Below are 19,171 nucleotides of genomic sequence, written 5' to 3'. Positions count from 1 at the left end.
AAATACCCTGCGCTTGCCTGCGCCCCAATGAGAATAAGTGGGAATATTGGTAAGGCGAAATCCGCAGATTTCCAAGCCTTACAGGCTTCTGCGCGCTCTCCTGGGAAGGAGAAGTGGCTCCCCGAGTAGGATTGAGAAAACATCGATAAAACCCCCATAAATCCGCTGAAATCTTGAAGGGGGCTGCGATGGATACCCCCTGAAATACCCCGATCTGCTAGTGACCGGCGTCGCTGGGAGGACGGGAATTTTTCCATTGGTGGATGTCAGATTCCCACCACGCGACAGCCCGGATGCCGACGCGAATCGGGCGAGGGAACTGCCCCGCCTCGATCTGACGATATATGGTGCTCCGGCTTAACCTGGTCTCAGCCTCGACCTCCGGTCGACTGAGCAGCCGGCCAGTGCGCGCCGGTGCGCTGGCATCATTCATTTCCTCACCTTTTTGGCTTCTTCATAAGCGGCGGACAGCCGGTCCCAGGTTGAGCGATCGCCACCCGCATTTGGATGGGCCGTCTTCGCCGCAGTCCGGTATGCGGCGTTGATCTGGTCAAGGCGCGCATCGGAAGAGACGCCGAGCACCTCCCACCACGGCGTCGGCCGAGGCAGTGCGACATGGCCCGCAAATGCCTGCTGGAGGTCCGCAACGCCCCAGCGCTCCTGACCCCGTAGCGCCTCGATATGCGCGGCGATCGCCGCGATGTTGTCCTGGACGGTGTCCCAGCGATCGCATGCGAGGACGTGCGGCTTGCCATCAAGGTCGAAGTAGAGAGCAACGCCGGGATCGTCGGGATCGCGACGGCTGAGCTTTTGGTCGCGCGCGCCCGAAGCGGTGTAGCGGATGTTGCAGGTCAGCACGATGTCGGTCGTCCGCCACTGCTGTCCATGCCGGGTCATGGCGCTCAGCTGCTCGCGCAGTCGGCGCTTGGCACTTGTCAGAGTGAGCGGCTGCCCGCCTTCGCGGAACAGCGATGCTTTGCGCTCAGCCGCGCGAGGGCGGCCCCGCGGCCAGTCGAGCGGGAAACCGGGTGCTATTTCCAGATTGCTCATTGCCGGGCCCGCTCCGCCTTCCAGCTTTCGAAGGCGACTTGATGCTTCGGGCACAGATGCTTGTTGGCTGCGGGGGAATTGGCGCAGCCGGTACAGATCGGCGCGTCACACGTGCCGCTCCTCTTGGCCGGCACCTTCCAATCACAGAGGAACGGTGCAGTCTGGCCGCATGAGCAGCGTTGACGCCTGCGCGTGGAACAGACGATCGCGGTTCCGCCCGCAGGCAGGCTGACAACCTCACAAACCATCTTGACGGTGCCCCCTCAGCAGCTGGTCGGCGAGCGAGATCATCTTCTCGTCCGGCCGCATGGCTTCGTGGCCCTCGTCCGCCTCGAATCCGATGATGCAGCCGACATCGCCTGGACCGAGACGTGGAGATGCTACGGCAACGACTTCCTCGAGACCGCTGAGGATGCGCAGTTCAAGCCGAACGTCGCCCGGCCGGACATCATAGAGCCATGAGCGCGAACGGATGAACAAGGTTGCCGGCAGCGCGTCCAGTTCGGCCTGCGTGATGGGAGGCCGGAAGCTGCCGGGCATATCATGCCAGAAGAAGGGAATGCGCCGCATCACGAGGCATTCCCCGATACTGCGTCAAGCTCCTCGGCATGCTGGGCCACCGCCTCGTCCCAGGTGGAGCAGCGGCGCATGTCGAGAGACACCCAGGCCGGGCTGCCGATGCCGCCCGACCACACCATTGTTTCGAACAGCAGGGGAGGGCCGTCGCCCAAGATGCGGTGATCGATGCCCAGGAAGACGGTCGAAACCGTGATGCCGTTCGCCAGGGTATCTTGCGCAACGCGCCTGTCGGCCGTTTCGAAGAACGCGGCCCATTCAAGCATATCGCATTCCACCGGCACGCGGTCGACCAGTTTGTAATAGATGGTCATGCGTTGCCTTTTGCATTCTGACGATCGCGAAAGTCCGCCAAGCGGACGGAGGCCCGCATCTGCAAATCCGTGATGCCCGTCAGCCAGATCTGATCGGCGGTCGCGAGTGGATATCGCTTGCCCAGCTGCTCGATCGCCTGGGCCGTCACCGCGGCGGCGAGTTCGAACAGCATGGACAGGGCGTCGTTGTGCGCGCTCGGGCCAAACCGCCGGGGATCGCCGATCTGCTGATAGGCATGATCCAGAAGCGAGGAGATGCGCGCCTCGATCTTTTCGCCGATCGCTACCGCCTCCGGCTGCATCGGACGCTCCAGATGACCAGTGGTCATGCCGCCTCCGTTTCTTCGATCGCCTGGCCGGCCGTTGCCTCCGCCGCTGGCGGGGCGGGAGGCGCAGCGAAGCGCATCAGGGGATGGGCCCAATTGCGGGCCTTGCGCAGCGCACGCGTGACCGGAGCGGTCAGTTCGCTGGCCTTCAGCTTGCCCCAGGTGCCGAATGCCGTCTTGTCGACATGCGGCTTGGCCAGCGCGAGGCGCTGGGCTTTGGGGAACAGGTCGACCAGTTCCTCGGTCGGTTCGGCATAGACGCGCAGATCCTCGTCGCGCAGGTTCACGCCGGCAGCCAGCACATCGTGCAGCGGCACCTGATAACCAGGCGCGTTCAGGCTCCGCTCGAGCATCAGCCCCGCGAGGAACGCAGCCGCCTTGTTCTTCCACACGGACGTTTCATTGTGGAAGGCGCTGAAGGCGGCCGGGAGATCCTCAAGGATCATGCTGCCATGGTCGCGTAGCTGAGCCCGCTCCTTTTCCCATCGCATTCCCGCGACCGACCGCGCCACATGCGGCGCGACAACTTCGGACACGCCGATGCTCGCCTCGTAGCCCCCAGCCAGCCGCCGGGCGCCGATCTGCCAGCCATAACCGCCCGCCAGTTCCTGGCGCAGCAGGCACCACAGGGCATAATCGCGGCCATATGTACCGTTCGACTCCGCGTCATCGAGGAGGCTACACCTCAACACTGCCCGGCGCAGGGTGCGCATGATCTGGACGCCGTCGGCGGTGAGGCCGAATTCCTCCTTGATCGCGAGGTCCGCCTTCTGCCGCTCGGAATAGCCGTAGCTGTTGTCGATCGCCGTCCCGCCTGGCGCGGGCTTCGGCATCAGAGCGCGGGCAGCAGCATCTGCTTCGGGCCGGGGGATCGGACCGGCGGAGACCGGCTTCGCCACGGCAGCGGGTTTGGCAGCATCGCGCTTCGCCTTGCGGCTCGCCCACCAGAAACGCGGTTCGAGCGAACCGTCCTGCTCGATCTCCAATGTCGCGAAGATATCGCCGGAAGGCAGGGCAAGCGATCGCCGCTGGTCGATTTCGGTCAACTCGGCCTCGAGCGGTTCGTAATCCGCATCGATCGCGGCGATGCCCGCATCGCGGGCGGCCTGGTCAAGCGCCGGGTCCGCGAGCAGCTGCTCGGCCCGCTTTTCCAGTTCCGCCATCTCGTTCTGGATGAAGGCGGCCCTGTCCGCGTCCTGCGGTGCGACATCGGCCGGATCCGCGCTTATTTCAAGATCGCGCGCTATGCCGCCATAGTTTCCATCGCGGGGAGGTTTTGCTTCGAAACGCAGTTCCCGGCCGGGTGTGTGGTTCTGAACCTGCGCGCGCAGCAGTTCCCTGGTCTTTTCCAGTTTCGCTTCCGCCAGCTGCATCAGCAGGGCTTCGTCCTCGACGCGGCCGCGCTCGTCCGCCTGATCCGCGAAGAGATCCAGTTCGTAGCGTCCGCCTGCATCGGCATAGGCTTTCTCGCCGACGAAGCGGAGCAGCTTCGTCAGTTCGCTATCGCCCACCTTGAGCAGCTTCCTGATCATCGCCGGTGTGGTGGCCGACATTACCGACAGCTGCTCGAAGACGTTGAGCTGGAGATGCTGGTGCTCGGTCGCGCCGTAAGCCCGCGCCTGCTCCTGGCTGATCTGACCGGCTTCCAGCGCGGCGAAGATCTTCGGATGCAGAGCGCCCAGCCGGGCCCAGCCGCTCACCGTCTCCAGGGTTTGGCCGTTGGTCTCCGCGATTTCCCTGAGCGAGCGACCCTTCGCATGCGCGCGCGCGACAGCGGCATAAACCTCGTACGGGCGCAGGTCGACGCGGACCAGGTTCTCCGCGAGGCTCAACTCGCGCAACTCGCCTTCATCCGTGATGTCACGGACGATCACATCGATGGGGTGATCGGCGGGCAACTTGCCGTCCGCGACCAGCTGGCTGAAGGCGCGAAAGCGGCGGCCGCCAGCGAGCGCGCCATATCGGCGCTTCTTCCCTTTGCCCGACGGCATCGGGTGCACGACGAGGGGATAGAGCTGGCCCCGCTTCAGGAGCGATTCCGCCATGCCGACCACGGCGTTGGCGTCATGTTCGTTGATGCGGCAGTTGTAGGGCGATACACATAGATCGGCGATCGTCATTGTCGTAACAGACATGGGGCTTCTCCCGCGGGGGGGGGTCGAAGCGAGACGCGTGCCTCGCTTCGACTTCGCCTGCCGGGCACAGTTATTCGGGAGGTGTTCCGGCAGAACGAAGGATGGGGTGGAGGCGACCAGCGCAAGCTGACGGCCCTCATTCGGATGATCTCGATCGAGCCGCTGGCACTCGCCGCAGCTGCACGGGCTGGCGATCAGCGGGAAGGCGCGGCCGACGCGGCTCAATGGAGCACCTCGTAGAAAGCGATGTCGAAGGGGTGGCCGGTGATTTCCCAGCAACAGCCGCGCGGGCCGTCAGCGGCCCAACCGGGCGGGACCATCGGATCGTCATAGGTGGCGCCAACGCCGCCATGAGCGAGCCAGACCCTGACCCGCTTGCCTTCGGCCTCGGCCGGGCAATATCCGGGATTGGGTTTCATGCGGCGGTCTCGCGCACGTAAAGGCGTTCGTTCGTCTTTGGATCGACGCCGACGCTGACAAGCTGCTCGACACTGCCGTCGGCGTTCAGCAACTGCGTTGTCGCGCCAAGCTCCAGCAGCACCCGCGTGGTGCGCGCGGCTGCAAGCAGCCACTCGCGCATGGGCGCGCGCTTCCACGCTCCAGGCCGCGCGCAGTGCGCTATGACATAACCGGCACTATTCAGATCCAGAACCACGCCCGTGCGATCGGGGCGCATGTTCGAAGGCATGGAATATTCCGGCATGCGCTGGCTGCCCAACCACCAGCACTGGAATGTTGCGCACGATTCCGGCCGGCCGGCATAGATCGCGCAGCCGCCGGACGTGCAATGGGCGCAGGTCTCATGCGCGGGCTTCACGAATGCAGGCGCCGTGACCTTCATCACGGTGCAGCAAAGGGTGCAGGCGCCGCAGCCGCCCTCGCCGCGCGCGCAGCGATCGCACCAGCGGCCGAGAAACCAGTCCCCCTCGGTGCCGTTGGCGGGCCGGTATGCGCGGACATCAGCCATTTGCCAGTGCCTCCTGCCGCGCCGGGGCGTCTTCGAACAGGATCGCGCGGAGGCGGTCCTTCGTCATCGAGCGGTCAAGGCGGTATGCGCGGCCGTGGATCTGCGCGACGCTGTCGCCGTCGCGGCGCATCGCGCGCAGTTCCTCCGCGCTGTAGGGTTGGGTGCGGCGTTCACGCATCAGGCGTGCGCCTCCTCGCGGCGCGCATCGCGGCGCGCGAGCGTCAGGAGGCGGCCGCGAACGCTGCTATTGGCGCGGCCGAGACGGCGCGCCATGTCCGTCGCGCTCACGCCACTCGCTTCCAGCCGCAGCAACTGGCGATCCTCCGCATCGGTCCAGGGGCGGCAGGACCTGCCGCCGCGCCAATAAGGCGCGCTGGGCGCAGTCTGCCTGCCGCGCAGGCGAGGCGGGGCATCCGCCCCCAGGCGCAGGCACTGCCAGTTGACGGTCGAGCGGCTGACCGGCGTTCCCGCATCGGTGAAATGTTCGGCGATGCGGGTCAGGCCCCAGCCGCGCTCGCGCAGTTCGGCCATTTCGGCCAGCTGCTCGTCGGAGAGGATGCGCCGCCCGCCCATCAGCCTTCCCCCAGCTGCCGGTCGATGGACTGGAGGTCCGCGATCAGCGCCCGCAGGCCATCGCGCGACAGGAGGGTGGCAACGGATTCATCGGTGGGCGCGTCGGGATTGCCCGCGAAGATCGAGAGCAGCGCGCCGCCGACCTCCGGCGCCGCGGCCCAGCCCATCGCCAAGCCACGGCAGACTGGCATGAGCATCACTTCGCCCGCGCAGAATGCATGGGGGAAGAAGCCTTCGCCGCGATCGTTGACGAGGATCGGAGCGGGGAAGGGCGCCGTCGGATGATCGGCCACATTGCCAACCTCACCGTTGCGGAAGCGATAGCCGATATCAGCCGCGTTCATTGGCAGCCCCCTGCATCAGCGTGGCGAGTTGCGCGGGTACGCCTGCGATCAGCCGGTCGCGGGTCGGTTCGTTGAGTTGGCCGAGCGCTGATGCGAGGCCATTCACGTGCGCCTGTACGAGGCCGAGCAACAACGCGATCGGGCTGACCGACGGATTGGAGCAGATCGGCGTCAGCGCAGCATTGCCAGCAGAGATGAAGGCCATGCCGAGCGTATCAGAGACATAGGCGATCGACGCCTTGTCCTGCTCGGTCAGTTGCAGGGCCGTCATGAGCAAAGCCAGTCGATGACGGTCGGCGCATATTTCGCGCCTGCCAGCACCCCAGCCACCCAGGTGCCTGCAATCAGCCCTTTGCGGATAGCATCCAGTTCGTCGGCCGGATCGGCCGCGCGGGCCCAGCGCTGGACCAGCGGCTCTCGGTGGAGATCGCACTGGCAGTCAAGCGGATGCAGTTTCGTGGAGATGACTTCATGCCGCATCGGGCAAGTCCTTTCCTGTGCAGGAGGTGCAGAGATCCTCTGACGCCCAGGCGCAGGCGGTGCCGGTGAGCGGATCGAGGCAGGCGTCGAATTCAGTGCAGCCGCAATCGAGGCAGATGCGCGGGAGTTCGACCGCGCCGCTGCCATAGCTGCGCAGGTCGATCAGCTGCTGCAGCACGCGGCGGGAAATGGGGAAGGCATCCGCCAGCGCAGCGGCCACGTCGGGGCTGATGGCGGCGACGTCCTTTTCGATACGATCGATCCAGGCGCGGCGGTCGATCTCGCCCAGACGCGGCGACGTGCTGACCAGCGCGGCAACGTCGTCGATCGACAGCCCGGCGGCGTGGCGGCGCTTCGCGAGATATGTGCCGGGGGTCACAGGCCACCCGTCCGATGGTGGCGCGCCAGAAAAAAGCTGCTGCGTGCGCAGGCGGCGAATGTCGGTCGCAGATCGCGGGGCATGGCATAGCGCGCCATCAGTGCGTTGTGCCTCCCGCGAAGCATGGCGTCCGTCCATTTTGCTTTGTTCAGCACTGACATTCTCCGGGCAGCAGAAAAGCCTTCCCGGAAGCGCATCATGCGCGACGGGCCGGCCGGTGGATCAAAAGTGGATCAAGAATTCAGGCCGGGGGGCCAATTGCGGGATCAGGGAGGCTCGCGCTGGCGGCCGCAGAGGCCGGCGAGCATCTGGTCGACGTCTTCGCGGACATCGAGCAGCTGCTTCTGCGCGATCGCCAGTTCGGCGGGCCCGGCGTCGGGCTTGGTCGCTTCGAGCAGGGCGAGTTCCGCCTCGCCATTTTCCTGCATGAAGGCCATGGTCGCGCGCAGCAGCTGCTGCTTGTCGCCAAATGCTTCGGCCGCCGCGACCTGGACGAGATCGCCATAGGCTTCGTAGATCGGCGCGCCCGTACCTCCAGCCGCCTGGAACGCGATGTCCAGCTTGATCGCGGCGGGGAGGTTGATCTGTTCCTCCCGATCGACATCGCCCCAGGCACGGACGGTGCGTTCGGCATAGCCGGTCACAGCCGCCATATCCGCCCAGCCGCCGTTCAGCTGGCCGGCGATGCGCGCGAGGGCGGTGTCGATCGAGAGCGGGGCGCGGCGCTTCGTCATGCTCCGGCTCCCTTCCCTGGTGCGACCCGAAGGGATGGGTTGGACCTCGCGCCCGGCCAGGCTGCGGCAGATCCCGGACGGCCGGAGCGCCCGAAAATAAAAGCCGCCGCCGGCTCGGGGGAATGTGAAACGGCGGCGGCAGGTGTGACCCCGGCGTGCAGTCGGTTACGGGAGCCGGGGGTCAGGGTCTCGATGGTCTCAAAATGGGCGGCGAATTGGGCGCGACCCAAGCATGCAGGTCCGATAGCGGCAAAGAGTGACCCGATCATCCGCGCACGCCTTCCAACTGGTCGCCGGCGGTCGCATCCTTGAGACCAAGGGCGACGGCGACAGCATGCGATACGCCGCGGCGGCAGGCACGGCGGCCCGCGAGCACTTCATAGACAAGGCGGCGGCTGAAGCCATGTTCGTCCGCCCACTGCCCATAGGTGACTCCCTGCGCTGTCAGGCGTGCTTTCGCCTGCGCAAAGGCCTGCGGCGAAAAGCCGCGAGCGCCTGCGCCGCCGGAGGCAGTTGGAGACTCGGCCATGATGTGCGATGCACCTGAATTGTGGAACTATGGTGCAATATTCTTTGAAAACGGAGAAACGTCAAGGTGATTCTTCAAAAACGCAGCCGTATGCATCACGGCTGCGTGAAGAGCGCATGCGCGTAGAACCTCATCAGGGGAAATTCTGCGAAAAAATAGGCGTTTCGCGCAACCGCCAAAGCTTTTTGGAAAACGGTGAACGGGAACTTCGGGCCGAATATCTGGATCTGATTTCCGAGCACGGGTTGGACGTCGGGTACATTTTGACCGGCCGACGAGACGGTGCGCGGTTAGGCGTCCGCGAATCCGCCATGCTCGACGTGTTCCAATGCTTGGATGTTCAGTCGCAAGACGCATTCTTGCTGCTCGCCCGGCGCATAGTGGGTGACACGCACAATCCGGCGCTGGGGGCTGCGTTACATGATCAGGGCATGGAATACAGGGGGGAATAATCGTGAGACGCGCGATCTGGGTAGCGGTCTTGGTTGCCGCTGGCGTAGCGGCATGCGGTGAAAAGGAGAGCGTGAAGGCGGAGAAAGAATTGGAACTGTTGCGGAAGGTGGGCGCACCTGGAAGAGAATTATGTGCCGCCGAACGTAAGGTCGCAATGGAGCGGCTGCGTGAAGGCGCCCCAAACGCCGAAATCGACGCTGAAATTGCGCAGCAAAGATGTCTCAACTTGGAGATGGAAGGGCGGTGGAACCGCTGATGGTGAACCCGCCCTTCATCACACAGGTTTTCGGGCCGAAATGAGGAAAGCGATCTGGCTCGTGCTGCCGCTTGTTGGCCTCGGCCTAATAGCGGCCGGGAAGGGCGGAAGCGATCACCGTCACCAGAAGATGGATGCCCAGCCACAGCAGAAGGATAGCAGCGCCACAGAGCCGGGCGGTGTGCCAGCGGCTACCATCCCGGTCGCCAATCGCATAGTAGGCGTTGCCCAGAACGTGAATTGCGACGAGAAGAACGACGATCGCCGCAGTGAGCTGTGCGCTCAATGGAAGGCTGTCGATGCCGCGCGCGAGGGCGTCCAATATTCCGTCCTTTCCCTGATCATATCGTCCGCTCTGGGCTTATTTAGCACGGTGCTGCTGGTATGGACATTCGCCGAGACACGCTCAACTACCCGGCGGGAACTGCGCGCCTATGTTTCGGCGAGGCCTGGAACACTGGTTCATTTCCGGCATTCGGATGGCAGTCAGGCGATCTGCTTCAGATTCACTCTTCGTAACGGCGGCACAACACCAGCGTATCAGCTTATGCACATGGGTTCAGCCGCCATCCTGACTGAGCAGCAAGCGGAACAGCATGCCACTCGATCCTGGAATGCCATACCCAAGATCGGCCGTCCCAAGGCGATGGTGGTGCATGGCGGGGAGGAGGCCGAAGGCGAAATTGTGCCCCCCGAGCCCGTGACCGCTGCACAATTGGAAGCTGTGCGCAAAGGAGAGGCAGAGTTTTATGTGTTCGGCCTTATCGTGTATCGCGACACGTTTCGGGAGAAGCGCTGGACGAAATTCTGCTATGTGCTTGATGCCGATGAGTTCAAGCGCGGCGAAGCCTTGGCAAGCAAAGCGATGGGCGAGCCGCAGCCCATGGCATGGCAGCTGGCACCGTTCGGGAACGACGCCAACTAGAGTACTGGTGGATTTTCAAGGCCTTTCCCCTTATGTTCTCCCTTCGCAGGGAGGCAGCCCCTATGGGGATCATGGAAGACGTACCTCGCCTGTCGCCGGAGATGGCGAGCAGGAAGCTGCAGGTGCTGGCGTTCATCCGGGTGTATCATGACAGGCATGGCGTCGGCCCCTCGCTGAGCGAGATGGCCGCGGCCGTCGGCACGAACAGGTCGCGCGTGCAGGACGCGATCCGCAAGCTGGAGCGGGAACAGCGGATCCATCGCGTGCCGGGGAAGACGCGCGGCGTGACGCCGATCGGCAGCCATGAGGAAGCGCTGCGCCAGCTGCAGGCGCTGGGCTATATCGTCAATCCCGGCCGGATGGAGATCGTCCATCCCGAGGCGCTGCCCCTGCTGGACATCGAGGAGGCCGTTACAAATGCGAGCCTGCCGCCGAACCCCGCCGCCGCGCATGATGCGCGCGAGCAGGGAGACAGCGGGAATGGCGAGGGCCAAGGGCGCAAAGCCCAATAGCATCGAAGCGGAACGTGCAAGGACGCAGGCCCATGCCCATACCGCATGGGCCCACCGCCATCCCCGGCTTGCGCGGGAAGAGCGCGCCCTCCGCAAGGAACGGGACGAGCAGCTGCGCAAATTTTCCCATAAGCGCAACGGCACGCCGGAAACCCACCATCATGCCAGCAAGGTCCGCCAGGGCGCGATCGCGCGGCTCTACAGCAGCGGGCGGCTGGTGATCGAGGAGGTCGCCTGGGCGCAGCAGATCCGCACCGTGGCCGAACGCATCGGCGCCGACGTCGCTGTCAGCACCGCCAGCCTGGAGACACGCGTCGACACCAGCCGCCATGGCGACGTCTTCTGGGAGGCGCTGGGGGCGGTGCGTGCGGAGGTCGCCTATTCGCGCTGGCGCGCGCAGCTGGGCGGCCGCGCCGCGCTGCCGCTCGACATCATCGTGAGCGACATGGCCGTTACCGAGGCCGCGCGGCTGTACCGCACATCGGCGCGGAAAGCGGCGGCGATATTGGAACAGTCGCTCCAGCTATGGGGAAGGATGATCGGCGAGGCCTGCCGGGAGATCAGCGCGGCCGATCTGGCGGCGGCACAGGCGGGCATCGCCTGAAGCCTTGCCATTCGGCCCTATGTTCCCTTTATGTTCTTTGAATGCGACTCGAACCCGGCCATCTCGTCTTCAAGGCATTGTGCGTGGTGCATGAGGCCAGGGATGCAGCGCATCTCGCGCCGATCGCGCCATCGGCGGGATTGCGCTTCGCCCTTGCATATCTGTGGAGCGTGAGCCGCACGGCGGAACGGTGGTATTATGACGAATTCTGGCAGGCCACCGTCGGGAAGCTGCGGCCGGGCCGGACGCAGCACAGCACCGATGTCCAGCGGCAGAACAGCCTGCACACCTGTTTCTGCGCGATTTCCCGCGCCGTAGGGTTCGAGGCGACCGTCGATTTCGAGGACCTTATCAAGCGTGCGCGAGGCGTTCCGACCTGGCCGACGGTGGAAGAAAGGCTGGGCGTTACAAAAACGAGCCTCCCCAAACGGTCATGAAAGCGGCAAATCCGACCCCGCATGAACTGCGTCCTGAGCCCATCGACCTCCCGTCGGTGGGCTTTTTCGCGTCGATGGAGGCGCTGCCATGGCCAAGCCAACCCGGCCTTCGATCGCCGATCAGCTCGAGCGCGCCAGCCATGAGCTGGACCTTCTGATCCGCGACGCCCGCAACATCCGGCACACGCGCGACTATGACGCGCTGGAAGAGCGGGCCCAGGCCATCGCCGCCTCCATCGTCGCGCCCTATCGCGGAGAGCGGCCGCCGTCGGCACCGCCGCTCGCGATCGAGACGCAGGGCGCAAAGTCCAGTGCCTGGTTCTGAACGGAGTTCCGTTATGATCGATATGTCCCGGCTCCGCTCCATCGCGCGGGAAGGCTCCGGCGAGGAACCGGTGCTGGTCACGCGCCGCTATCTGGCCGCGCTTCTCGACCTGGTCGATCGGCCCAGCGCAAAACCGCTTCTGGACGTCGAAACTTCGGCGCGGTGGCGGGCCATTCCATGACCGAAGCGGTTGATACCCCGGCACAGCGAGCGCCCGGCGATGGCGACGGCGCTGGGCCGCCCGCCGGCCGCCGCGAGATCGACGGCGCGACTTACTGGACCAACGCCGATGGCGGGCTGATCCCCGACGTCGCCGTGAAGCCGATCGACAAGCTCCAGGATGAGCTGGTGCGCAAGATCGTCGGCTTCGCACTTCCGCTTTCGGCGCAGGTCGCGCGCTTCCGCCAGCACAGCTTCGACGATGTCGATGATTTCGTCGCGCTGCTGGAGCAGGAATATCAGGCGAAGCGCGGCGGATCGAAGGGCAATCTCACCTTCACTTCCTATGACGGCCTGATGATGATCAAGGTCGCCGTGGCCGACGCGATCCTGTTCGGGCCCGAGCTCCAGGTCGCCAAGGGCATCGTGGACGAATGCCTGCGCGAATGGTCGGCCGAAAGCCGCGCGGAGATCCGCACGCTCATCACCCGCGCTTTCGACGTCGACAGCCAAGGGCGCATCAATCGCTCCGGGCTGTTCTCGCTGCTGCGCCTGGAGATCTCCGATCCGCGCTGGCAGAAGGCGATGACCGCCATCCGCGACAGCATCAGGATCGTCGGATCGAAGCGGTACATCCGCATGTACCAGCGGCCGAATGCTCAGGCTGCATGGCAACCCATCACCATCGACGTGTCGGCGGCATGAGCGCCCATGTCGTCGCCGGGGATCGGCTGAAGCGCGAACTGGAGCGGTCGGCCGAGATGGCAGGCTGCACCGTCGACTGCATGGTCGAGCGCTCCAGGCCGTGGGACGGACCCACCTATATCGGCGGGCGACATAGGCTCACGCTGCTGGTCGAGGGAGTGTCGAACAGCGCCTGGCTGGACACGCTGGACGAAAACTCGGTTTACCTGCCGGGCTTTGTCCTCGCCGAGCTGGACGTGTTCGGCGTCGAGGAGAAGGGCGAGCAGCTGATCGCCGAGATCTCCGCCCTCACCGTCAAGGAAGCTTAGTGCCAAGCCAAGCGCCGCGCTTCCGCCCGCCCGGTTGGCGCCCGCCCGAGCCGTGGGCCACCTCGAAGGACAGGACGCGGCAGCAGCGCGGCTATGGCGCCGAGCACGATGCCATCCGCAAGCAGGTGCTGATCGAGGAGCCTTACTGCAGGCAGTGCGTCGCTGACGGCGTGGTGCCACCTCGGCCGACTGCCGTTGCCGACCACATCGCCAACCAGGCGGAAGGCGGCAAGACGGTGCGGTCGAACTATCAGGGCCTCTGCTGGCCGCACAGCAAGGCCAAGACGGCGCGCGAATCGGCGCGAGGCAGGCGGCGCGGCGTCTGATCCCGCCCGCCTGGGCCGATGCCTGCGGGTCGCCCGGCGAGGCCGGCGAGGCCCGGCCGGGGAGGGGGAGGGGTGGTTTTGGGGGCAAACCCCCTGCCAGGACCGCACGTCAGGCATTTTCTTACGCAGTCAAAATCAAAGGGTAAAAAGTGAGGGCCTGGGATGGCGAGAGGTGGATCCCGGTCCGGTGCCGGTCGCAAGCGTAAAGACCCTACATTGAAGGAAGTGCAGGGCACATATCGCGCCGATCGCGACGCGAAAGTCAATGAGGACGTGCCGCTCGGCCCGATGATCGCGCCGCTGCACCTATCCGAAATCGAGCGCCAGCATTTCGCCGCGATCGCGCAAATTCTGGAAGATCAGAAGCGCGCGAGCCCACACTACGCCGATCATGTCGGGCTGCTTGCTCTGCGGCTCTCGCAGATTGCCCGCTACCAGGCTGTGCTCGAGGTCGAAGGCGACACTTTCAAGAGCCAGACCAGTAAGAAGATCGAGGGTAAGGAGGTTGTCTTCGAGATGATCCGAGCCCGTCCCGAGGTCGCCATGCTGTCAGAGGCGCTCCGCCATGCCCAGTCGCTGCTGGGCGAACTAATGCTCAATCCGTCCGCAGCGCTGAAGCTGGCCACCGGCCATAAGCAGCAGCAGGACAACGACTTCGCCGACTTCTGATGTGGGGGAGCAGCGTGAACATCCGGCGATTGCCCGCAAATACGCCGCTGACGTCTGTTCGGGTAAGATCCCGGCAGGGCTGCAGATCCGCCTGCAGTGCCGCCGCTTCCTGGACGAGGTAAAGCTCAGCAAGGTCCGGGCCAGTAAATTCCCGTTCGTTTTCGACGAGGAGAAGGCAGCGCGGCCGTGTCGCTTCATCGAAAAGCTGCCGCACAGCAAAGGGAAATGGGCGCGGTCAAAGGAGCGCCTGGTCCTGCAGCCGTGGCAGGTTTGGATCATCTGCGTCACCTTTGGATGGGTTTACCGGAACGGGGAGCGGAAGGGGCTTCGCCGGTTCCGCCGCCTGTTCCTGGTCGTGCCGCGCAAGAACGGGAAGTCCGCGATCGCGGCTGGCATCGGGCTTTTCATGCTCTGCGCCGACGGCGAGTTTGGCGCGGAGGTCTATTCTGGGGCGACGAATGAAAAGCAGGCGTGGGAGGTTTTTAAGCCTGCGCGCCTGATGGTGGAGCGCACGCCCGCGCTCAAGAAGCATTTCGGCCTGGAGGTGCCGGCAAAGTCAATCGTCAGGATTGCTGATGGATCGAAGTTCGAAACCATCGTCGGTGATCCCGGCGACGGCCAGAGCCCGAGCTGCTCCATTCATGACGAATACCATGAGCATGCCGACGACGGCCAGGTCGACACCATGATCACCGGCATGGGCGCGCGCGACCAGCCTCTGCAGCTGCTGATCACCACTGCAGGCGATAACCTGGCAGGCCCGTGTTATGCGCTGATCCAGGAAGAGCGGAAGATCCTCGCCGGCGTGGGCCGGGATGGTGGACCGCCGCTGGATCATGAGACGCTGTTCGTCGAATATACCATCGACGACGGCGACGATTGGAAGTCGGAACTCGCGGTTCGGAAGGCGAACCCGAATATCGACATTTCCGTGTCGGGTGACTTTCTTCGGGCGCGCATCCGCGATGCGGTGGCGACGCCTCGCAAGGCCGGCGTCACCAAGACGAAACACCTGAACCTCTGGGTTTCGGCGAAGGCGGCCTACTACGACGTCGAAGCCTGGCGCAAATGCAAGGATCCGGAGATCCCGGCAAACCCGCAGGACGCTCTCGCGCTTGAATGGCTGCGCGGCCGACGGGTAATATTGGGACTGGACCTCGCGTCGAAGATCGACATCGCGGCATTGGAATATCTGTTCTTGCCGATCGGTGAGAAGGCGACGTCGGAGGATCCGTTTATCCGCATTGGCCGATACTTCCTTCCGGCAGACACCGTGGCGGACGTTCCGGCCTATCTAGGATGGGACGCGCTCGGCTTGCTGGATGTCACGAGCGGCAACATCGTCGATTATGACGAGATCGAGGCGGCGATCAACGAGGCGGTGGAGCGGTTCCAGGTCGAGCGTGTCCCCTACGACCCGTTCCAGGCCACGCAGTTGTCGACGCGGCTCGCCAAGACCGGCGTGCCGGTGATCGAATATCGCCCAACGGTGCTGAACTTCAGCGAGCCGATGAAAGAGCTGGACGCTCTCATGCGGTCCCGCCGGATCATCCACGGCGGCGACCCAGTCATGGAGTGGGAGATCTCCAACGTCGTCGGCGCGCCCGACAAAAAGGACAACGTCTATCCCAACAAGCCGGAGGGACAGGCGCATCTCAAGATCGACAACCCGGTCGCGCTGATGAGCGCCCTCGGCGTCCACATGGGCGAGGAGAAGGAAGAAATGCCTGCATCGCCCTGGGATGACCCAGAATTCAGCATGAGCGGAGCGGACGAAGCCTGATGTCCCCCGATGATTATGTCCGCCAGTCCCGCGCTCGCACAGAGACGCGGTCGATCGAAGATCCGACCTCTCGCCTGAGCGAGAATCCCGAGGCCCTGCTGTCCATGCTCGGCGTGCTCGACAGCCGCGGTGCCCTGCCGCCGGTGTCGATCGACGCGGCGCTGGGCGTTCCCGCCGTCATGTGCGCGGTCGGCTTCCTGTCCCGCGCGCTTGCCAGCTTGCCCCTACAGGCATTCCGCGGCGGAGAGGGCGGGGAGAAGATCGACGGCAATCTGGCCATGCTGCTGAATGAAGCACCGAACGAGGAGGTTTCCAGCTTCGAATGGCGGCGGCACAAATGGCAGCAGGTGTTCACCGGCGGCCGCGGCATGAGTTGGATTGAACGCGCGGGCGTGAAGCCGGTCGCGCTCTGGCCGCTCGATCCGCGCGAAACGACGATCATCCGCCGTGATGGCCGGAAATATTACCGTAACGGCGGGCGTGAATATCCGGCGCGGGACGTGATCGACGTCACGTTCATGCCGAAGTCGGATCTGGTCGGCCATTACAGCCCGATTTTCCTCGGCCGAAAGGCGATCGCGCTTGCGCTGGCCATGAACGACTTCGCCGGCAGCTTCTTCGCCAGTGGCGGCGTTCCGCCGCTCGCGCTGGAGGGTCCACTTCCCCAGGGCGCGGAGGCGTTCAAGCGCGCGCAGGCGGACATCAATCGCGCGATCGATCTGGCAAAAAGGGCGGGAGCGCCATTTTTCGGCATGCCCCCGGGCCATAAGTTGAATCCGATTGGTATCGAGCCGGCCAAAGGTCAGATGACGGAAGCGCGGCTCTTCCAGATCCAGGAAGTCGCCCGGATCTGGGGCTTGCCTCCGGTCTTTGTGCAGGATCTGTCCAAGGGCACCTTCTCCAACACCGAGCAGCAGGATTTGCAGCTGGTGAAGCACACGCTCGGCCAATGGGCCAAGGCGTTCGAGGACGAGCTCAATCTTAAGCTGTTCGGCCAGCGCCGGCGCAGCCGCAAGGTGAAGCACAATCTGGACGGCATGCAGCGCGGCGCGTTCAAGGATCGGATCGAGGGCATCGCGCGCGCCATCATGACGGGCCAGATGACGCCGGACGAGGGCAGGGCGCTCGAGGATCGACCGGCCGATCCCAGCGGTGCCGGAGCCAAGCTCTACATCCAGGGCGCGACGGTGCCGCTCGGGACGACACCGCCGGTCGGTAACAGCGGCAAGCCGCCCATCAACGACAACAAGGAGGACGGCGACTATGCCGGCACCCAAACCGACGACTGATCAGCGTGAGTTTCGCGCGCTCACCGAGGGCCTAGAAATCCGCGCGGCTGATGGCGCCACAGATGCCCGGACAGCCAGCGGCTATGCCGTGCTCTATAACCAGGAGGCCAACGTCCACGATCTTTGGATCGAGACGATTGCACCTGGTGCGTTTGACAAGTCGCTCCAGGAGCGGGACGTCCTCGCAGTTCACAGCCACGACACCGGGCGTGTGGTCGGCCGGAAGAATGCTGGCACGCTGACACTCCGGTCCGATGCCAAGGGCCTGTCGTTTGAAAACCCGCTGCCCGACACGTCTGACGGCCGCGATCTTGCTGTGCAGATCGAGCGCGGCGACATTGCTGGTATGTCTTTCGGGTTTCGAGCGACGAAGCAGGAATGGGACGACACCACGGAGCCGCCCCGGCGAACCATCCTGGAGGGCGAGCTCTATGAAATCACCTACACGCCCATGCCGGTGTGGCATCAGACGGAGGTAGGGCTTCGATCGCTGGAAGGTGCTCGCCAGGAGCGGCGCAGCCACAACAAAACCGGTGCACTCGGCCGCATTGCCGCCAAGCGCATGCGGCTCGCTCAGTCAGAGCGGAAAATCTGAGTTCCCGGCGAAAGCCGGAGGTGGCGAAAGCAGCCCGCTTCTCGCCCTGATCGCCCCGCCCGTGCGGGGTTTTTCTTTACCAGGAGCATGAGATGATTCTCACCCAGTATTATGAGGAGCGGGGCCAGCTCGTCACCGAGGCCCGCGACCTGCTGACGCAGGCCGAGAAGGAAACCGACACCACGAAGGCTGCGGAGCTCGAACAGCGCCACGACCAGGTCATGTCGAAGGTGGACGCCCTCGATCAGAAGATCGCCCGCGAAGAGCGCACCGCCGCCGCCGAGCGCGCGGAGGAAGAGCGCCGCTCGCGCAATCGCCCGCGCGGCCGTGACGTCGAGCATCGCGGCCAGGAAGGCGGCGATGAAGAGAAGGACGCCGAGCAGCTGCAGGCTGAATATCGGGACGCCTTCTATGCCATGCTGAGCGAAGGCGGCGACATCAGCGCCTTGGATACGGAGCAGCGATCGCTGCTGCGCCGGGGCTATGTGGAAAATCGGACGCAGACCGCGGGCACTGCCGCGGGCGGGGGCTATACCGTCCCGACCACGCTGGCGAACCGCATCGTGGAAGTCATGAAGGACTGGGGTCCGATGTATGACGGCACCATCACCGATGAGATGATCACCAGTTCGGGCAATCCGTTCGACATTCCCACCAACGATGACACGGGCAAGTCGTCGGCGCTGCTCGAAGAGGGCGACGATCTGACGGATGACAACAGCGGAGATCTGGTGTTCGGCCAGGCGTCGTTGGCTGCCTTCGTCTATGCCACCCCTTGGCTGAAGATCAGCTTCGAGCTGCTCCAGGACTCCGCGTTCAACATCGAGCAGTTCGTAGCGCGCAAGCTCGGTGAACGCCTCGGCCGTGGCGCGAACGCCAAGCTGACGGTCGGCACCGGTGTCGATGAGGCTCGCGGCGTCGTCGTTGCCTCGGCGCTGGGCAAGACCGCGGTCTCGGCCACCGCGATCGCGGCCGACGAACTGATCGATCTGCAGCATTCGGTGAACGCTGCCTATCGTCGCAGCCCCTTCTGCCGCTGGATGTTCGCAGACACCACGCTGGGGTCGATCCGCAAGCTGAAGGACGGCCAGGGCAACTTCCTCTGGCAAATGGGCGACGTGCGCGTCGGCGCGCCCGACCTGATCCTGGGCAAGCCCTACTCGGTCAACGACGATGTGCCCGCGATTGCCACCGGCAACCGCGCCATCATCTTCGGCGACTTCAGCCGCTACACCGTCCGCAAGGTCGGCTCGCCGCTGATCGGAACGGTCCGCGAGCGCTTCTGGCCGAAGGTCGGGATGGCGGGCCTCATCCGATACGACGGCGACCTGCTGGACTCGAACGCGGTCAAGCACCTGAAGCTCGCCTGATCCAGGCAGAGCATGAGCTGGCGGGGTGGCCCATGGCCGCCCCGCTTT

Annotated in this window: 31 protein-coding genes; 15 read left to right on the top strand and 16 right to left on the bottom strand. The window is 64.7% G+C overall.

What is annotated here, in order from left to right:
* Nucleotides 1–217: 217 nt before the first annotated feature.
* The 16 genes from ET21_RS27165 to ET21_RS26010 all read right to left on the bottom strand — a co-directional run bounded on the left by ET21_RS27165 (nt 218) and on the right by ET21_RS26010 (nt 8,407).
* Entirely contained in the window at nt 218–433 is a 216-nt protein-coding gene (locus ET21_RS27165) for an AlpA family transcriptional regulator (protein WP_081856756.1), read from the bottom strand.
* Entirely contained in the window at nt 430–1,050 is a 621-nt protein-coding gene (locus ET21_RS0116750) for a hypothetical protein (RefSeq protein ID WP_030540591.1), read from the bottom strand. Before ET21_RS0116750 ends, ET21_RS27165 begins: the two co-directional genes overlap by 4 nt.
* Nucleotides 1,051–1,287: 237 nt before the next feature.
* Nucleotides 1,288–1,590, bottom strand: coding sequence for a hypothetical protein (locus ET21_RS0116745; protein ID WP_156029261.1), 303 nt, complete (start codon nt 1,588–1,590; stop codon nt 1,288–1,290).
* Between the two features lie 29 nt (nt 1,591–1,619).
* A complete protein-coding gene (locus ET21_RS26015) occupies nt 1,620–1,940 on the bottom strand; it encodes a hypothetical protein (RefSeq protein ID WP_051768206.1) in 321 nt (106 codons plus the stop codon).
* The gene (locus tag ET21_RS0116735; RefSeq protein WP_030540588.1) at nt 1,937–2,269 is read right to left on the bottom strand and encodes a hypothetical protein; all 333 of its coding nucleotides are present in this window, start codon (nt 2,267–2,269) and stop codon (nt 1,937–1,939) included. Before ET21_RS0116735 ends, ET21_RS26015 begins: the two co-directional genes overlap by 4 nt.
* Nucleotides 2,266–4,401, bottom strand: a complete 2,136-nt coding sequence (locus ET21_RS0116730) for a ParB/RepB/Spo0J family partition protein (protein WP_081856755.1) — start codon at nt 4,399–4,401, stop codon at nt 2,266–2,268. The genes ET21_RS0116735 and ET21_RS0116730 overlap by 4 nt, the downstream gene beginning before the upstream one ends.
* Nucleotides 4,402–4,622: 221 nt before the next feature.
* On the bottom strand, nt 4,623–4,820 hold the full coding sequence (locus tag ET21_RS0116725; RefSeq protein ID WP_030540586.1) for a hypothetical protein: 198 nt from the start codon (nt 4,818–4,820) through the stop codon (nt 4,623–4,625).
* A complete protein-coding gene (locus ET21_RS0116720) occupies nt 4,817–5,368 on the bottom strand; it encodes a hypothetical protein (RefSeq protein ID WP_237751583.1) in 552 nt (183 codons plus the stop codon). Before ET21_RS0116720 ends, ET21_RS0116725 begins: the two co-directional genes overlap by 4 nt.
* Nucleotides 5,361–5,546 (bottom strand): hypothetical protein, encoded by a 186-nt coding sequence (locus tag ET21_RS0116715; protein ID WP_030540584.1) that lies wholly within the window; start codon nt 5,544–5,546, stop codon nt 5,361–5,363. The genes ET21_RS0116720 and ET21_RS0116715 overlap by 8 nt, the downstream gene beginning before the upstream one ends.
* Complete coding sequence (locus ET21_RS0116710) at nt 5,546–5,941, bottom strand: hypothetical protein (RefSeq protein WP_030540583.1); 396 nt, start codon at nt 5,939–5,941, stop codon at nt 5,546–5,548. Before ET21_RS0116710 ends, ET21_RS0116715 begins: the two co-directional genes overlap by 1 nt.
* A complete protein-coding gene (locus ET21_RS0116705) occupies nt 5,941–6,285 on the bottom strand; it encodes a hypothetical protein (protein ID WP_051768205.1) in 345 nt (114 codons plus the stop codon). The genes ET21_RS0116710 and ET21_RS0116705 overlap by 1 nt, the downstream gene beginning before the upstream one ends.
* On the bottom strand, nt 6,272–6,556 hold the full coding sequence (locus tag ET21_RS0116700) for a hypothetical protein (RefSeq protein ID WP_030540581.1): 285 nt from the start codon (nt 6,554–6,556) through the stop codon (nt 6,272–6,274). Before ET21_RS0116700 ends, ET21_RS0116705 begins: the two co-directional genes overlap by 14 nt.
* On the bottom strand, nt 6,553–6,765 hold the full coding sequence (locus ET21_RS0116695) for a hypothetical protein (protein WP_030540580.1): 213 nt from the start codon (nt 6,763–6,765) through the stop codon (nt 6,553–6,555). The genes ET21_RS0116700 and ET21_RS0116695 overlap by 4 nt, the downstream gene beginning before the upstream one ends.
* Nucleotides 6,755–7,144 (bottom strand): helix-turn-helix domain-containing protein, encoded by a 390-nt coding sequence (locus tag ET21_RS0116690; RefSeq protein WP_030540579.1) that lies wholly within the window; start codon nt 7,142–7,144, stop codon nt 6,755–6,757. Before ET21_RS0116690 ends, ET21_RS0116695 begins: the two co-directional genes overlap by 11 nt.
* Nucleotides 7,145–7,410: 266 nt before the next feature.
* Nucleotides 7,411–7,878, bottom strand: coding sequence for a hypothetical protein (locus tag ET21_RS0116680; protein WP_030540578.1), 468 nt, complete (start codon nt 7,876–7,878; stop codon nt 7,411–7,413).
* A gap of 265 nt (nt 7,879–8,143) precedes the next feature.
* Nucleotides 8,144–8,407, bottom strand: a complete 264-nt coding sequence (locus tag ET21_RS26010) for a DNA-binding protein (protein ID WP_037471204.1) — start codon at nt 8,405–8,407, stop codon at nt 8,144–8,146.
* Nucleotides 8,408–8,436: 29 nt separating this feature from the next.
* Between ET21_RS26010 and ET21_RS0116670 the strand changes: the two genes are divergently transcribed.
* The 15 genes from ET21_RS0116670 (at nt 8,437) to ET21_RS0116590 (ending at nt 19,123) form a co-directional block, all read left to right on the top strand.
* Complete coding sequence (locus tag ET21_RS0116670; RefSeq protein WP_156029255.1) at nt 8,437–8,859, top strand: helix-turn-helix domain-containing protein; 423 nt, start codon at nt 8,437–8,439, stop codon at nt 8,857–8,859.
* A 168-nt stretch (nt 8,860–9,027) separates the two neighbouring features.
* Nucleotides 9,028–10,041, top strand: a complete 1,014-nt coding sequence (locus tag ET21_RS27785; protein ID WP_156029253.1) for a hypothetical protein — start codon at nt 9,028–9,030, stop codon at nt 10,039–10,041.
* Nucleotides 10,042–10,103: 62 nt separating this feature from the next.
* Nucleotides 10,104–10,553, top strand: coding sequence for a LexA family transcriptional regulator (locus ET21_RS0116650; RefSeq protein ID WP_030540573.1), 450 nt, complete (start codon nt 10,104–10,106; stop codon nt 10,551–10,553).
* Nucleotides 10,522–11,157 (top strand): hypothetical protein, encoded by a 636-nt coding sequence (locus ET21_RS0116645; protein ID WP_237751582.1) that lies wholly within the window; start codon nt 10,522–10,524, stop codon nt 11,155–11,157. Before ET21_RS0116650 ends, ET21_RS0116645 begins: the two co-directional genes overlap by 32 nt.
* Nucleotides 11,158–11,198: 41 nt before the next feature.
* A complete protein-coding gene (locus ET21_RS0116640; RefSeq protein ID WP_156029250.1) occupies nt 11,199–11,594 on the top strand; it encodes a hypothetical protein in 396 nt (131 codons plus the stop codon).
* An 88-nt stretch (nt 11,595–11,682) separates the two neighbouring features.
* Nucleotides 11,683–11,919 carry a hypothetical protein gene (locus tag ET21_RS0116635; protein WP_030540570.1) on the top strand — a complete coding sequence of 79 codons (237 nt, stop codon included), beginning with the start codon at nt 11,683–11,685 and terminating at the stop codon, nt 11,917–11,919.
* Between the two features lie 13 nt (nt 11,920–11,932).
* On the top strand, nt 11,933–12,100 hold the full coding sequence (locus ET21_RS27780) for a hypothetical protein (RefSeq protein ID WP_156029246.1): 168 nt from the start codon (nt 11,933–11,935) through the stop codon (nt 12,098–12,100).
* Nucleotides 12,097–12,783, top strand: coding sequence for a DUF3164 family protein (locus ET21_RS0116625; RefSeq protein WP_030540569.1), 687 nt, complete (start codon nt 12,097–12,099; stop codon nt 12,781–12,783). The genes ET21_RS27780 and ET21_RS0116625 overlap by 4 nt, the downstream gene beginning before the upstream one ends.
* Complete coding sequence (locus ET21_RS0116620; RefSeq protein WP_156029243.1) at nt 12,747–13,091, top strand: hypothetical protein; 345 nt, start codon at nt 12,747–12,749, stop codon at nt 13,089–13,091. The genes ET21_RS0116625 and ET21_RS0116620 overlap by 37 nt, the downstream gene beginning before the upstream one ends.
* Nucleotides 13,091–13,417, top strand: coding sequence for an HNH endonuclease (locus ET21_RS0116615; protein ID WP_030540567.1), 327 nt, complete (start codon nt 13,091–13,093; stop codon nt 13,415–13,417). Before ET21_RS0116620 ends, ET21_RS0116615 begins: the two co-directional genes overlap by 1 nt.
* Nucleotides 13,418–13,642: 225 nt before the next feature.
* The gene (locus ET21_RS0116610; protein ID WP_237751585.1) at nt 13,643–14,086 is read left to right on the top strand and encodes a P27 family phage terminase small subunit; all 444 of its coding nucleotides are present in this window, start codon (nt 13,643–13,645) and stop codon (nt 14,084–14,086) included.
* Nucleotide 14,087: 1 nt separating this feature from the next.
* On the top strand, nt 14,088–15,869 hold the full coding sequence (locus tag ET21_RS0116605) for a terminase large subunit (protein ID WP_030540565.1): 1,782 nt from the start codon (nt 14,088–14,090) through the stop codon (nt 15,867–15,869).
* A complete protein-coding gene (locus tag ET21_RS0116600) occupies nt 15,869–17,158 on the top strand; it encodes a phage portal protein (protein ID WP_037471201.1) in 1,290 nt (429 codons plus the stop codon). The genes ET21_RS0116605 and ET21_RS0116600 overlap by 1 nt, the downstream gene beginning before the upstream one ends.
* Nucleotides 17,133–17,753: an HK97 family phage prohead protease gene (locus ET21_RS0116595; RefSeq protein WP_030540563.1), complete on the top strand. Its 621-nt coding sequence runs from the start codon at nt 17,133–17,135 to the stop codon at nt 17,751–17,753. Before ET21_RS0116600 ends, ET21_RS0116595 begins: the two co-directional genes overlap by 26 nt.
* Before the next feature lie 92 nt (nt 17,754–17,845).
* The gene (locus ET21_RS0116590; RefSeq protein WP_030540562.1) at nt 17,846–19,123 is read left to right on the top strand and encodes a phage major capsid protein; all 1,278 of its coding nucleotides are present in this window, start codon (nt 17,846–17,848) and stop codon (nt 19,121–19,123) included.
* The last annotated feature ends 48 nt before the right edge of the window (nt 19,124–19,171 follow it).

The organism is Sphingobium sp. DC-2, assembly GCF_000722555.1.
GTDB classification, from domain to species: Bacteria; Pseudomonadota; Alphaproteobacteria; order Sphingomonadales; family Sphingomonadaceae; genus Sphingobium; species Sphingobium quisquiliarum.
Note: the sequence above shows the minus strand (reverse complement) of the source record. Positions and strands in the feature narration are given on the sequence as shown.